The sequence below is a fragment of the Flavobacterium sp. ACN2 genome (genome assembly GCF_002303885.1).
GTDB lineage: Bacteria > Bacteroidota > Bacteroidia > Flavobacteriales > Flavobacteriaceae > Flavobacterium.
Map to the genome: position 1 here is coordinate 215,995 of NZ_MRCM01000006.1, position 15,523 is coordinate 231,517.

13 protein-coding genes are annotated in these 15,523 nt (G+C 31.8%); 11 read left to right on the top strand and 2 right to left on the bottom strand.

What is annotated here, in order from left to right; translation table 11 throughout:
- Positions 1-12 precede the first annotated feature (12 nt).
- From BSF41_RS09630 to BSF41_RS09660, 7 genes are all read left to right on the top strand, one after another.
- Positions 13-1,353 carry a DUF4302 domain-containing protein gene (locus tag BSF41_RS09630; protein ID WP_371611026.1) on the top strand — a complete coding sequence of 447 codons (1,341 nt, stop codon included), beginning with the start codon at positions 13-15 and terminating at the stop codon, positions 1,351-1,353.
- A 545-nt stretch (positions 1,354-1,898) separates the two neighbouring features.
- Positions 1,899-2,087, top strand: a complete 189-nt coding sequence (locus BSF41_RS09635; protein WP_141248133.1) for a hypothetical protein — start codon at positions 1,899-1,901, stop codon at positions 2,085-2,087.
- Positions 2,088-2,332: 245 nt separating this feature from the next.
- The gene (gene fabG / locus BSF41_RS09640; protein WP_095929284.1) at positions 2,333-3,079 is read left to right on the top strand and encodes a 3-oxoacyl-[acyl-carrier-protein] reductase; all 747 of its coding nucleotides are present in this window, start codon (positions 2,333-2,335) and stop codon (positions 3,077-3,079) included.
- Positions 3,080-3,158: 79 nt separating this feature from the next.
- Positions 3,159-5,186, top strand: a complete 2,028-nt coding sequence (locus BSF41_RS09645) for a hypothetical protein (RefSeq protein ID WP_095929285.1) — start codon at positions 3,159-3,161, stop codon at positions 5,184-5,186.
- An 11-nt stretch (positions 5,187-5,197) separates the two neighbouring features.
- Entirely contained in the window at positions 5,198-5,539 is a 342-nt protein-coding gene (locus BSF41_RS09650) for a hypothetical protein (protein WP_095929286.1), read from the top strand.
- 24 nt (positions 5,540-5,563) lie between these two features.
- The gene (locus BSF41_RS09655; protein WP_095929287.1) at positions 5,564-6,460 is read left to right on the top strand and encodes a LysR family transcriptional regulator; all 897 of its coding nucleotides are present in this window, start codon (positions 5,564-5,566) and stop codon (positions 6,458-6,460) included.
- Between the two features lie 75 nt (positions 6,461-6,535).
- The gene (locus BSF41_RS09660; protein ID WP_095929288.1) at positions 6,536-7,501 is read left to right on the top strand and encodes a YeiH family protein; all 966 of its coding nucleotides are present in this window, start codon (positions 6,536-6,538) and stop codon (positions 7,499-7,501) included.
- A gap of 151 nt (positions 7,502-7,652) precedes the next feature.
- On the opposite strand, the gene BSF41_RS23730 is transcribed toward BSF41_RS09660, so the two are convergent.
- On the bottom strand, positions 7,653-8,603 hold the full coding sequence (locus BSF41_RS23730) for a hypothetical protein (protein WP_095929289.1): 951 nt from the start codon (positions 8,601-8,603) through the stop codon (positions 7,653-7,655).
- Positions 8,604-8,777: 174 nt separating this feature from the next.
- Here BSF41_RS23730 and BSF41_RS09670 point away from each other — a divergent pair, with 174 nt between their 5' ends.
- A complete protein-coding gene (locus BSF41_RS09670) occupies positions 8,778-9,776 on the top strand; it encodes a zinc dependent phospholipase C family protein (protein ID WP_095929290.1) in 999 nt (332 codons plus the stop codon).
- Positions 9,777-9,854: 78 nt separating this feature from the next.
- On the opposite strand, the gene BSF41_RS09675 is transcribed toward BSF41_RS09670, so the two are convergent.
- Entirely contained in the window at positions 9,855-11,990 is a 2,136-nt protein-coding gene (locus BSF41_RS09675) for an LTA synthase family protein (RefSeq protein WP_095929291.1), read from the bottom strand.
- A 202-nt stretch (positions 11,991-12,192) separates the two neighbouring features.
- Here BSF41_RS09675 and BSF41_RS09680 point away from each other — a divergent pair, with 202 nt between their 5' ends.
- From BSF41_RS09680 to hisG, 3 genes are all read left to right on the top strand, one after another.
- Entirely contained in the window at positions 12,193-12,855 is a 663-nt protein-coding gene (locus tag BSF41_RS09680) for a response regulator transcription factor (protein WP_095929292.1), read from the top strand.
- Positions 12,856-12,859: 4 nt separating this feature from the next.
- Positions 12,860-14,260, top strand: coding sequence for a cell wall metabolism sensor histidine kinase WalK (locus tag BSF41_RS09685; protein WP_095929339.1), 1,401 nt, complete (start codon positions 12,860-12,862; stop codon positions 14,258-14,260).
- A 311-nt stretch (positions 14,261-14,571) separates the two neighbouring features.
- Complete coding sequence (gene hisG / locus BSF41_RS09690; RefSeq protein ID WP_095929293.1) at positions 14,572-15,429, top strand: ATP phosphoribosyltransferase; 858 nt, start codon at positions 14,572-14,574, stop codon at positions 15,427-15,429.
- Positions 15,430-15,523 lie beyond the last annotated feature (94 nt).

Sequence of the window (15,523 nt, forward strand, 5' to 3'; positions counted from 1 at the left end):
AGCATTATGAAAATGAAACAACTATATAAATACTTATTTGCAGCTGTTTTAATACTGCAATTGATCGCCTGTAATAATAATACAGATGCAGAACAACTTTTTAATGATACGCCTACCGCTCGATTAAATAAGCAAAAAACAGAGTTAAGCGAAGCATTGCTTTCATCTCAATACGGGTGGAAAGCGGTTTATTTTACAGATAATACAGTTTTAGGAGGATATACTCATTTATTTAGATTTGCTGACGATGGAACTGTGCAAATGGCATCAGATTTTGATACTGATACAGCTACTTATAAAAGTGAATACGCAATTCAAGTAGGAAGCACGGTGAGTTTAACTTTTACTACAAAAAATAGAATTCATCTTTTATCAGATTCAGACAATTATCCCATTCCAGCATTGAGAGCAAAAGGTTATTTAGGAGATTTTCAATTTTTGTACTATGGACAAGAAAATGGAGAAATCATTTTTAAAACCAACAGAAGCAATCAAGAATTACGTTTTGTAAAAGCGACTGCAGAAGATTGGACAGAATTGCCTAAAAATCTTCTCATGGAAAAGAATGTTATTGGAGGAGAAGAAAGACCGCTTTTTAGACTATTAGAAACAAATGATGGTACAACTACGCATAAATTCGATTTTTCATTTACAGCAGTAACGCGCTTTGCAAACTCAAATTCTATTGAAAACGGTTACTCTGTAAGCTATAACATGGGAATAGGATATTCTCCAACAGGAATTGTAGTAAGTCCAGCAGTTGAAGTAGGCGGGCAAAAATTATCAAATTTTGTTTATAACGATACTGATGGAAGTTTTACTGCAACAGGAACAGGTGGCGTATCTGCAGTTATAAAGTATACTGACAAACCTTTAGTTCTTACAGACGATTATAAACTATTGCTTCCAGGTAAACCGTTAGCTTGGTTTGGATTCTTTGTAGACGATTACACAATCGATTCTCCAGCAAACTCATCATTATTTTACGCTGAACTAGAAAAAGTAAACGCATCGTTGCCGGCTGGACAAAGTATCGCATCTATTGAAATCTATAGCAATCATGCTATTGGAACTTTTATTTATTACACTTTTGTCGGAAGATCTCCTTTACAGCATCATGTTACTATTGAAGAAGACGCAGCAGGTAAGAAAATGATTTTGAAACATAAATCATGGAACGGAAATACTACCGTAGCGACACCATTCTTCTTGGCAAGTATTGATAAATACTTCATGGATCCGCAAGGAATTTATGTAAAAGCAGAAAGTTTCAGATTATTCTACTCAGATCCTGTTTACACATTTACAAGCGCGTCAAGTCCGTTTAGAATGACAACTTGGAAACTTAATTAATTTTAAAGAGCAGCTCATTTTTTTGAGCTGCTCTTATCTAGCATAATTTCTGAATCAAGTATATAACTTCTTAATTTATAGATATTATGATTAAAAAAATAATTACACCTGCAACTATAGCAATATTCTTTTGGCTAATAGGGCTACTTATTGTAAATGAATACTATTATCCATATTTAAGACCTTATTTATATCTGTCCATAGTAATAGCGATTGCGTGTGTAGTCATGAATAAGATTAATGAAGATAATGACGAATAAAGACTGCCAATGAATTTTAAGGATGCAAAACAATATAGTATTGATACAATTGTATTTTTTAAAATGTGGCAAAATCATATTTAAGATTTTTAGTTTTGTTTTTTTATTTTGGGGGAAACAGCTCATTTTTATGAGCTGTTTTTTGTTTTTTAAGTTTAATCTTTCTTTATGTAAATTTATTATACTTTTTTTCTTATATTTAAAGCTGAAATTAATTTTTCATGTCTGAAAACTCAACAGACCATAAAGGATTGAGTGTGCCAAAAAAACAAAGAACAAATAATTATGTTAAAATCAATTTTAAATTTTCAAGGGGTTGAGATTTTGAACCGCGAAGAGCAAAGAAGTATTAAAGCTGGAGAGTTAACTTGGGATTGTCAAACAGGAGATGGAGCCGTAATGGGGCAATACATTCATCCATGTATTGATCAGCCAGTTGAGATTATTCCAGCTCCAGAATTTGATTTGCCTTAATTATATTACTAGGTAAACTTTTAAGTAATAAAGCCGTTTCAAATTGAAACGGTTTTTTGTTTTATGCTAAAGAAAAGCTCTTATTTATAAATTACACTAATGCTATTTTTTTTAAAAAGGGAAATATTATATATTTGACAAGTCATTTATAGCGTAGGTAAAACTTATGGAATTTTCTTTTTTAGCAGAAAATGCAAATAAGTAATGGCACAAGCTGTAAAGAAATATTAACATTAATTTTGAATATGAAATTACTAGAAGGAAAAGTTGCAATTATTACTGGTGCAAGCCGTGGAATTGGAAAAGGAATTGCTGAAGTTTTTGCTAAACATGGAGCAAATGTTGCTTTTACATACAGCTCATCTGCAGCATCTGCAGAAGCTTTAGAAGCAGAATTAAATGCTTTAGGAGTAAAAGCTAAAGGATACCAATCTAATGCAGCAGATTTTAACGAAGCGCAGACTTTTGTTGATGCTGTTTTAGCAGATTTTGGAACTGTTGACATCTTAATCAACAACGCCGGAATTACAAAAGACAATTTGTTAATGCGTATGTCTGAGGCAGATTTTGACCAAGTAATTGATGTGAATTTGAAATCGGTTTTTAATATGACAAAAGCGATTCAGAAAACTTTCTTGAAACAAAGAGCAGGATCTATCATTAATATTAGTTCTGTTGTTGGAGTTTCTGGAAACGCAGGTCAAACAAATTATGCAGCTTCAAAAGCAGGTGCAATCGGATTTACTAAATCTGTAGCTCTTGAGTTAGGTTCTCGTAATATTCGTTGCAATGCAATCGCACCAGGTTTTATCGAAACTGAAATGACTGCAAAATTAAGTGAAGATGTAGTAAAAGGATGGAGAGAAGGTATTCCGTTGAAACGCGGAGGAACTACAGAAGACGTTGCAAACGCTTGTCTTTTCTTAGCTTCAGACATGAGTGCTTACATTACAGGGCAAGTTCTTAATGTTTGCGGAGGAATGCTAACCTAAGGTACTGAGGTGCTAAGTTGCAAAGGTTCAAAGGTTTTGAAATCTTTGAATTATTAATCTTCCAATTACTGAATAAACTATGACTACAAACACGATTCTTTTATTATTGCTTTCTTTAGTAATTGCTGGTGGTTTGTCGTATTTTCAATATTTTTTCAAAGCCAAAAGTAAATCCAATGTGATTATACTTTTGGCTTTTTTACGTTTTCTAGCCATTTTCGGATTGTTGGTTTTATTGATAAATCCGATTATTTCAAAAAATTCTCTCGAGATCACCAAAACACCTCTGGCAATTGTTGTTGATAATTCGAGTTCTATTGCTGCTTTAAAATCAGACCAGAAAGCGGTTGAATTATACCAAAAAGTGGTTTCGAATCCAGCTTTAAAAGAAAAATTCGATGTTCAAACCTATCAGTTTGATAATGATTTTAAAACTTCAGACCAATTTGATTTCAAAGGAAATCAGACCAATTTAGACGAAGTGGCCAAAAATCTAAAAAGCATCCACAAAAATCTGATTTTCCCAACAGTTATTATTACTGACGGAAATCAAACTACAGGAAACGATTATGTATATCGTTTTGATCCTGTCAATAAAGTTTATCCTTTGGTTGTGGGAGATACAACCACTTTTTTTGATTTAAAAATCAATCAGTTAAACGTAAATAAATACGCTTTTCACAAAAATAAATTTCCAGTTGAAGTTTTTCTGCAATATGGAGGAGATAAAACCACAAATGCAGAATTTACCATTACGCAAGGAAGCACAGTTGTAGCAAAAGAAAAACTAGCTTTCTCGCCATCAAAGAAAACAGTTTCGCTAAACTTGCTTCTTCCAGCAGACAAAGTAGGATTGCAGATTTATAAAGCCAATATTCAATCATCTGCAAAAGAAAAAAACAGTTATAATAACGTCAAAAATTTTGCAGTAGAAATAATAGATCAAAAATCAACTGTTGCAATTGTTTCTGCTATAAATCATCCAGATATTTCCGTTTTAAAACGTTCGATTGAAGTTAATGCACAGCGTAAAGTAATATTAGTTAAACCAAATCAAATTAGCGATTTAGATGATGTTTCTGTTTTGGTTTTATATCAGCCAACAACAGCTTTTAAAGCGATATTTGAGAACAATAAATTAAAAGGAACAAATACCTTTATTGTAACAGGAAACAATACCGATTTCAATTTTCTAAATCAGCAGCAGAACAATCTGGTTTTTAAAATGAGTAATCAGCGAGAAGATTTTTTATGTGAATTCCAATCAGCTTTCAACCTGTTTGCAATTGATAATATTGGTTTTGAAAATTTCCCGCCTTTGCAAAATCCGTTTGGAAATATCAGCACTAACGGAAATGTATCTGTATTGCTTTCGTCAAAAATTAGAAACGTTTCTACCAATGCACCTTTATTGGCTTTCGCCGAAAATCAAGGAAAAAGAACCGCTTTTCTTTTAGGAGAAAACAGCTGGAAGTGGCGTTTGCAAAGTCATGTCGATAATCAGTCATTTGAAAAGTATGATGTTTTTATGGATAAAATTATTCAATATTTAGCATCATCGACTTCAAAGAAATCGTTAGTAGTATCTCACGAAAGTTTTTATAATTCTGGCGAAGAGATCATTATTAACGCGCAATATTTCAATAAAAATTATGAGTTTGATGAAAAAGCCAGACTTACCATTACTGTTGTAAATGCTGCGACGAAACAAACTAAGAATTATGATTTATTGAAAGGAAGCAATTCTTTCTCGGCTAATTTAGAAGGACTTCCAGCAGGAAAATATAACTTTACAGTAAAAGAATTAAACTCGAATACTTCATACGCAAGTCATTTTGAAATTTTAGATTTTGATATCGAAAAGCAATTCGTAAATCCGGATGTGGTTAAATTACAGCAATTGGCTCAGCAAACAGGAGGAAAAGCTTTCTTCGAAGATCAAGCCGATCAATTGATTAATACACTTTTAGAAAACAAAGAATACAAATCAATTGAAAAAAATATCTCAAGTAAAACGCCAATTATTGACTGGGTTTGGTTATTGATTTTGATTGCTACTTTACTAACAATTGAATGGTTTGTTAGAAAGTATAATGGGTTGCTTTAAAATGAAGTGTTATGTCTTTTAAAAAAGTTTTCATTTTCTTTAGTCTGTTTTTTTGTGCTATTTTTTTTTGGATTTACATAAACGCTAGAAAAGAAAATAGAAATGACTATCAATTTGTGATCACTAAAATTAATGAAAATGCAAAAGGTAACATTACTGTGGATGGTGTGGAAAAGAAATTCAATTTTGCTAATTTTAATTCTTATAAGATCGATATTCAAAAAGACGATAGTTTAGTTAAAAAAGCATTTTCAAAAAAAGTTTATATTTATAGAAAAGATAAAAAAATAGGTAAATATAATTTAGTTTTATTATTAAACGAATCTGGAACATTTCCAATAGATTGGCAATAATTATTTATCTTTAATTTTTTTGAAATGGATTTCAGGCTAAAAGTTTTCTACACCGTTGCGCTCCGCCTTAATTTTACTAAAGCGGCAACAGAACTGTATATTACTCAGCCAGCAGTTTCTAAACATATCCAAGAATTAGAGGAAACCTATAAAACCAAACTTTTTGAACGAAACGGTTCTAAAATCGCTTTAACTCCAGCTGGAAAAATCCTTCTAAAATATACTAAAAGTATTTTTGATATCTATCGCGAAATAGACTTTGAAATGAGTTCTTTTAATAAAGAACGTCAAGGTTTGCTTAGGCTAGGAGCTAGTACAACCATTTCACAATATATTATTTCACCAGTTTTGGCGCGTTTTCATCAAAAGCAAAAAGATATAAAAGTCAATTTGCTGAATGGAAATACAGAACAAATCGAAAATGCCTTAATCAATAAAGAAATTGAAATCGGAATTGTAGAAGGACAATCTAAAAATCAATCTATAAAATACATTCCGTTTTTAAAAGACGAATTGGTTTTGGTTTGCAACAGTCATAATCCTTTTGTAAAACAAAATGAAATTTCGGTAAACGATTTGAAATCAATGAAATTTCTAACTCGCGAACGCGGATCTGGAACACTTGAAGTTATAGAATTTGCATTGAAAAAAGTAAATTTAAAACTAACCGATTTACAGATAGAAATGCAGTTAGGAAGTACAGAAAGCATAAAGTCCTATTTGCTAAACTCAGATTGTTTTGCTTTTATGTCTATTCATGCTGTGAGCAAAGAGCTGAAAAATAAAGAATTGATTGTTTTGGATGTAGAGAAGCTGTCAATAGAAAGATATTTTTATGTGGCTACCTTACAAGGAAAATCAGATTCATTATCAGAACTGTTTATTCAAAATTTAGCATCTCATTATAACTTGAAGTTATAGCCAATTGCAATTTACGATTGGCGTTTTCAATATAAACGGCGGAACTTTGCTACATAATATCAATACCCATTTATTTTGAAAACAAAAGAACAAACAACAACACAATTATTTGAAATTAATCAGTCCTTACAGCAAGTCCTTTTTCTTGCCGTAATTCTATTATGTTTATTTTCGATTATTTCTCCGCCAATAGCTCTTCTATTTGGCGTTTTAATTGTGAATCTTTTCGGGAATCCATTTGTAGAATTCAATCACAAAGCCATTACATTTTTGTTGCAGTTTTCGGTTGTTGGTTTAGGATTCGGGATGAATGCCCATAGCGCTGTTTCAGCTGGTAAAGAAGGATTTGTTCTAACGGTTTTTTCAATCTTCAGTACTTTACTTTTTGGATTATTGTTAGGTAAATGGCTTAAAACAGAGAAAAAAACGTCTCATTTAATTTCTTGCGGAACAGCAATTTGCGGAGGAAGTGCAATCGCAGCTATTTCGCCAGTTATCAAATCAAACGAAAATCAGACTTCAATTGCCTTGGGAGTTATTTTTATACTAAATTCAATTGCTTTATTCGTTTTTCCGTTTATTGGGCATCAATTAGATTTGTCACAAAAAGATTTTGGTCTTTGGTGTGCCATTGCCATTCACGATACAAGTTCTGTAGTTGGTGCTGCCAATAAATACGGCGCAGAAGCATTACAAGTTGCTACGACAGTAAAATTAGCCAGAGCTTTATGGATTATTCCAATTTCAATCTTGACCGCTTTTGTTTTTAAAAGCAAGAATTCAAGAATTAAAATTCCTTATTTTATCGGTTTGTTTGTTATAGCAATGCTAGTGAATACGTATGTTCCGTCAACAGCCATTTTTACAGGACATCTTGTAGGCATTGCAAAAATTGGTCTAACCATAACCTTGTTCCTAATTGGAGCAACTTTAAACTTTGCCACTTTAAAAGCGGTAGGAGTAAAGCCATTGCTTCAAGGCGTTTTTCTTTGGATTTTTATTGCTGTTTTAGCTTTAGTATCAATTCTTTATTTGAACTAATATTTTTTTAACCGCAAAGAGCACAAAGAATTACGCAAAGTTCGCAAAGTTTTTTGTGCAAAGCTTTGCGAACTTTGCGTTTTATTCAAAATTTTAGGTATATAAACTTTGCGCTCTTTGCGGTAAAACTATACTCAAAGTTTTTCAACTATTATTTTACATTGGAGAATTTTACAATTGGTTTGTCTATCATTTTGTAAAATTTTCCTTTGAATGAATAGCGTCTTTCAATCTCAAAATCAAATGCTTTTTTGGTTTTGGCCATTGTTGCAATTTCTTCAGGAAATTCAACGTCAAATTCGTCTTCACCTCTTACTTTTATATTATAAGTTCCTTTTGTGGTAATGATAATATCTCTAAAATGTTTCTTAGAATTATCATTGACTACTTTGTAAGATCCGCTCCAAGCAATAAAAGAAGAGTTAGTCAACTGATAATTATTGACTTCCAGAATAGGCTGATATTTTCCGCCAAAACCAGCAATGAGATAAAGATAGCCTTCATAAGCGCCGCCAGCACCACCGTTTGCATGAATTAAAGTGAAAGCATATTGATCTTCTCCAATTTCAACTAATTTAGGAGTCGGACATCGCGCAAAAGCCCCAAACGCAGCTACTGCAGGTTGAAAAGATCTCATTTCCCAAACATTATCATTCTTTGCAAACTTAGCTACGCCTAACAATCCGCCAGAAAAACGCCCTGTTTGAAGTCCGTCTTCGTCATGAACAGAATGGTTAAAAGCTAAAATTTTAAATTGATTTCCTTTTGAATCGCTATAATCAATATTAGCAATAAGTCTTGTGGCAACGCCTTCTGCATAAGGAAACATCTGATCGCCTTCTACGCCATTTACATCCAGAAAAGGAGAAGGTTTACAAGATTTGCATTTCCAGCTTATAAAAGTGTTTTTATCAGAAAGATGATATAAATTGCCAGGAAACAGTTTTTGCATTGTTTTTTCACCGTTTAAAGGATCAGAAACTTTAAGGATTCTTTTTGGGTTTAATAGGGTGTCACTAACATTTTTCAGCTGTAAATCAGTTTCTTGTGCAAAGCAAAAAGTAGAAATTAATAAAAATAAATTTAAGGTAATCTGGCGCATAAAATTGAATTTTGTTAGTAAAGCAAATGTATAAAGAAAATTAGTGTTAATATATGCTTATACTGTTTTTAAAGCTTAAAATCTCAAAAAATTAAAATTGTAGAATCTTATTGATAGTATTTTTTGCGTATTCTTTAATTAAAGCTAAATTTGCTCCCTCTAATAAAAAAACAAATGAAAAAAATCCAAATGAGACCAAAATTAATCGCTTTCGGTGCATTAATTATTGGCTTTATTATGCTGTCATGGGGAAATGTTGGCCATGAGCGTATTAACAAAGCTGCTGTAATGGCTTTACCAAAACAATTACAGATATTTTTCTACAATCACATTGATTTTATTACACAAGAAGCTTCGGTTCCTGATATCCGTAAGTATGCTTTAAATTATAAAGAAGAAGGTCAAAGACACTATTTTGATATGGAAAACTTTGGTGCTGCTGATACTTATCCAAAAACATTAGAAGAAGCGAAACAAAAATACGATGCTAAATTCTTATCGGATAACGGAATCTTGCCATGGTATTTGGAAGAAATGATGGTAAAACTGACTAAAGCTTTTAAAGAAAAAAATAAAGCTGAAATCTTATTCCTAGCGGCAGATTTAGGTCATTATGTTGGTGATGCACACATGCCATTGCATACTTCTGCAAATCACGATGGACAATTGACAGACCAAAAAGGAATTCATTCACTTTGGGAAAGCAGATTGCCAGAGTTGTTTGTTAAAAATTACAAATTAAATGTTCCTGAAGCGCAATATTATCCAGATGTTCACAAAGCAATTTGGGACTTGATCAACGATACGCACAGTTTAGCACAGCCTTTATTGGATATCGACAAAAAATTAAGAGTGGCAACTCCGCAAGACAAAGTGTTTAAAATGGATGCTGAAGGAAATGTATTGAAAACGAAATACAATACAGCTGTTTTCTCTGATGACTATGCTAAAAAACTGCACGAACAATTGAATGGAATGGTTGAAAGCCAAATGAAAAAAGCTATTGCAGCAACTGCAAGTTTCTGGTATACGGCTTGGATAAATGCTGGAAAACCAGATTTGAGCGATTTAGATGCGCCAGCTGTGACTCAAAGAAACTATCAATTTTTACAGGATGATTTGAAAATGTTCCAAAAAGGAGATTTGTTTGGAATGAAAAGTCAAAACGATTAAGTTTTTGTTTCAAGTTTCCTATTGAAATAGAAAAAAAGCCGCAAATTTTATAATTTGCGGCTTTTTTGATTGCTTACATTAACGAATGTTTGCGTATAATTTTTTATTCTTATTGGCTAAATCTTTAAGCTGATATTCTTTCTCTTTCAATACGTAAGAAGCTGATTGGTAATAAGAAATAGTTTCGTTGACTAGATTCTTGTTTTCAGTTTTCAATGGTATCTCATCATAATGAATTTGAAATTCGGGAGAAATACCAGCTTTACTATTAAGTTTTAATTGAAACTGTTTTATCTGTTGTTTTGGAGATAAAATAGTCAAAACATTGTCTTTTATTAATCCTAAATCCTGATAGGTAGCAATAAAAGCTCTTGGCTGATAATCTGGTTTGAAAACATCACATCCAAAGAATTTACTTTGGTAATCAAAATTTAAAAGACCAAATAATGTTGGCATAACATCTATTTGAGACATCAATTTAGTGCATTTTTCAGGCTTCATATTTGGAGTATATATTAAAGCTGGAATTCTGTATTTATCTAACGGAAGTTCCGTTTTTCCTGCGCTCGACGCACAGTGATCGGCAACAATTACAAAAACCGTATTTTTAAACCAAGGCTGTTTTTGAGCTTGCATAAAGAATTGGCTTAAAGCATAATCTGTATATTTTACACCACCATCGCGAGATTTAATATCCCCAGGAATGTCAATTTTATTATTAGGATAAGTAAAAGGCCTGTGATTGCTTACTGTCATAATATGATTAAAAAAAGGCTTATTCTGCTTCGCCTCAGCATTCATCACTTTAATCGCTTTGTTGTACATATCTTCATCACAAACTCCCCAAACATTAGAAAAAGTAACTTCGTTTTCGGCAAAACTAGATTTGTCAATAATTTGGTAACCATTTCCAGTGTAGAAATCCTGCATATTATCAAAAAAAGCATCTCCTCCATACATAAATTTTACATTGTAACCTTTTTGAAGAAAGACAGATCCAGTCGAAAATTTGTTTTTATTATCCTCTCTTTTTACAACGCTTTCTCCAGCCGTTGGAGGAAGACATAAAGTTACGGCTTCTAGACCGCGTACAGTTCTGTTTCCAGCTGCATATACATTTGTAAACAACAAGCTTTTTTGAGCAAGACTATCTAGAAAAGGTGTAATATTTTGTTCGTTCCCATACATTTTCATGAAATCGGCACTTAAACTTTCAATCGTAATTAAAACTACATTTTTACGTTGTTCAAGCGAATCTTCTTTTATTTCGCGCAAAGTGTTTGTTCCTGAAATAGTAGGCATTTCTTCCTTTAATATGGCAAAAGCTTTTTCGTTTGGAATCGTTTTGTAGAATTTAAAATAATCTAATTTATTGTTCTGAAAAGCCAGATAGAATTTATAAATGCCATTCGATTGCAATTCGTTAACGAATATATTTTTAGAGTTTTCTGTTTTAGCCAAACTAGGAATCGCCAATAAAGAAAAAACAAATAAAACGGCGTAAATAGCTGTAATTTTTAATTTTTCATTAAAACTAGGAATCTCGTCAATATAGTTTCTTGATTTTTTTATGATGAAAAACGTAATAATCCCAGTGATAATAAATAATGCAGAGAAAATAGGGACTACAGGATAAGATTGCATAATGTTTCCAATTACTTCGTTAGTATAAATTAGGTAATTGACAGCGATGAAATTGTATTTAACACCAAACTCATTCCAGAAGAAAAATTCACTTATTGCGTTTTGTAAAATCAGTAAAACGTAAAGGAAAATCACAAAAGCAAAAAGCCAAAATCGGATCTTATCTCTGTGTTTGGGCAAGAAAAGAAAAAGCGCAAAAAGAAGTGTTTTTATCGAAACGAAAATCAAAACGATTCTAGGCAAAGCGCCACCATATTCATCTAAAATACTTTTTCCAGAAGCGATATATAGTAATAGTGCCAAAAAAGTCGCTAGTATAATATATCCGTATGGTTTATTATATTTAGAATTTGAAATAAAAATAAGATACAGCCACAAGAAAGCCAGAGCTATAGAAAAAACGAAAAAGTCTGATACTAAACCCAATGAGAATATTTTTAAACTCTCAGAAAAGGTAAACGAACTTTGGGTGATAGGATGAAATAATAATACAATTCTAAGGGTAAAACTCACAATAAAATAGAGTAAAGATAGATTGTAAAAAGGAGAAAGCTTTTTTGAAAAATTCATCAGATTTATTTTTTTTTACAAAATTACTTTCGATTGATTAATGCCAGATTAAGTTCCACTTTTACCTTACTTAATGTTAACTTAAAGTTTGCTTAAGATGCTGGTTTTCTTTATTTATTAGGGTATTCCATTATTACTCAGTGTTAAATTTTCTATCTTTGAATTGAAAAAATGAAATTCAAATTTTAATCAGATACGATAAATGCATATTTTAATAGTTGAAGACGAAGTAGGAATTGTTCAATTTCTAAAACAAGGTTTGCAAGAAGAAGGTTATCAAATTACGACCGCAGCCGATGGTTCTAAAGGTTTTGAATTGGTTCAGGAACAGAAATTTGACTTGATTCTTTTAGATTGGATGCTGCCAAAAATCAATGGTTTAGATCTTTGTAAGGCAATCAGAATCAAAGATCAGACTACGCCAATTATTTTTTTGACTGCAAAAGATACGGTTCAGGAAACTATTGAAGGATTAAAAGCTGGAGCAAACGATTACATCAAAAAGCCATTTAGCTTCGAGGAATTGGTTGAGCGAATTAAAGTTCACTTTAGAAATAAACAGCAAGCTGAAACCTTGACACTCGGAAACATTACGATGGATTTGGCGAGACATATTGTTCTAAAAGGTGAGGAAGAAATTTCGCTAACACAGCGAGAGTTTGAATTGTTGGCCTATTTAATTCAGCATAAAGGAAAAGTCTGCACAAGAAATCAGATTTTAAAAGATGTTTGGGAAATCAACTTTGAATACGACACGGGTGTTATTGATGTTTTTATGAATGCAATTAGAAAAAAACTCAATCTTAAAATTGAAGAAGATTATATAAAAACTATCCGTGGCATTGGATATATCGCCAATGATTAATAAAATGACTTCATTATCCTTTAGAAATAGAATTGCATTAAATTATATTGTAGGAACCGGATTGTTGGTTTTAGCAGTCTTTTCGGCTATATATTTTATTGTAAAACTCACCGTTTACAATCATATCGACGAGAATTTAAATATAGAAGTTCAGGATCATTTTAAAGAACTAAGAATAGAAAAAGGTACTATAATTTTTATGGATGCCGAAGAATGGGAGGAAAGAGAGCATAATTCAGTAGATGTTAACCCTATTTTTGTTCAGTTTTTGGATTTGAACAAAAAAATTATCGAAAAGTCTCCTAATTTAAAAAATGAAAAGCTCGTTTTTCATAATAACAAAGAGCATTTTCATCCTTTTGATACGAAATTATTAGGGAATACAATTCGCCAGATACAAGTGCCGCTTCATGTACAGTCTAAAAAAGTGGGCTATTTAATTATTGCAATGTCTCTTTCTGATTCTTCAAAAGTGTTGGATAATCTAATGGATACTTTACTAATTGCTTTTCCAATTATACTTTTGATTTTATTTTTTCTAGCAAGATTTTTTGCAGGACGAAGTATTAAGCCGATAAATAATATTATTCAAACTTCGAAAATTATTACTAAAGACAACCTGAAAGCAAGAATTCCGTTGCCAAAAACCAGGGATGAATTGTTTACACTTTCAAAAACCATTAATAATTTATTGAACCGAATTGAAGACGCGATCGAACGCGAAAAACAGTTCACATCTGATGCCTCACACGAATTAAGAACGCCTTTAACTGTAATTAAAGGAACACTTGAAGTACTTATTCGTAAACCTCGTGACAGCAAGGAATACGAAGAAAAAATTAACTATTGTATTAATGAAGTTGACCATTTGAATTCTCTTGTCGATCAGTTGCTTATGATGGCTCGTTTTGAGAATCAAAAACAGAATATTTTAAAAGAAAATGTTTATCTGAATGCAGTCGTTTTGGATGTGTTGACATTAAATACGGAGAAAATAAAATCTGGACAAATAAATGTGATTTTGGATGCTCAAGAAGAATTTTATATTTATTCTGATAATTATTTAGTAGTGACCATTCTTCGAAATATCATTTCAAATGCTATAAAATATTCTAAACCGAATAGTGAAGTTAAAATTTCATTATCCAGAGAAAATCATAAAATTTTGTGCAATATTTCAGATCAAGGAATTGGGATCGTCAAAAAAGATTTAGAGTCTATTTTGAATCCTTTTTTTAGGTCAGATTCCTTAAATCACTCTGAAATAAAAGGAACAGGACTTGGTTTGTTTATAGTAAAAAGAATGACAGATTTGCTACAGATTAAATTTAAAATTGAAAGCGAAATTGGGAAAGGAACCAAGGTATTGTTGGTTTTTGAAGAATATGATAATTCGTTAAAGTAATTTTAAAATCATCAAGTAAAATGCAGTTGAAAACGATTTTTAACAATAAACTATCGTTAAGTTAAATTAAAAATTGCTTTTTAATTATTTTATCTAGTATATTTGCAACCGAATCAAAGAAGTAAAAACAAAACCAATCATGATTTCAATTCAATTACATCATCATCATTTACATTATTGCTCTCAAGCGATGTGTTAATGGTATGCATGTAAATCATCATATTTTAAAACCCGTTTGAGTACATCAAACGGGTTTTTTAATTCTAACTCTCTTTGTACTCAAACTATTAATCCAACAAACAACTAAAAAAATGAGTACTTTAAAAATTGCAATTCAAAAATCGGGTCGTTTAAACGAAGACAGCATTCAAATTCTAAAAGACTGCGGTATTTCAATCAACAACGGAATCGATCAGTTAAAAGCAGAAGCTTCAAACTTTCCTCTTGAAGTTTTATACCTTAGAAATTCAGATATTCCACAGTATTTAATTGATGGAGTAGTAGATTTAGCAATCGTTGGCGACAATCTTTTGGTAGAAAAAGGAAAAGGAATCGAAGTCGTTCAGAAACTAGGTTTCTCAAAATGCAAAGTTTCGGTAGCGGTTCCTAAAACTTTCGAATACAATTCGGTTCAAGATTTAGCCAATCTTCGTATTGCAACTTCTTATCCAAACACGGTTAACGAATATTTCAGTAAATTTGGTATAAAGGTAGATATTCACCAAATTTCTGGTTCAGTGGAAATTGCGCCAAATATTGGACTTGCAGATGCAATTGTAGATATCGTTTCAAGCGGAAGCACACTTTTTAAAAACAACTTAAAAGAAGTTGAAGTAATCTTAAAAAGCGAAGCGGTTTTGGCAGTTTCTCCAAAAGTTTCTCCAGAAATTCAAAAACACATTGATACTTTAAAATTCAGAATTCAAGCGGTTTTAAGAGCTAGAAATTCGAAATATATCCTAATGAACGTTCCAAACGATAAAATCGAAGCGGTTGGAAAAATCCTTCCCGTTTTGAGAAGTTTAACGGTTCTTCCTCTCGCTCAAGAAGGTTGGAGTAGTGTTCACTCTGTAATCGACAAAGATACTTTCTGGGATGTAATTGATCAGCTAAAAGAAGTAGGAGCAGAAGGAATTCTAGTTTGCCCAATTGAGAAAATGGTACTATAAAAAGAAATTTCAATTTTTAAATTCCAAATTCCAAGCTTAGCGCTGATTTTTAAAATAAAGAATTGGAATTTGGATTTTTAGAAATTTGGAATTT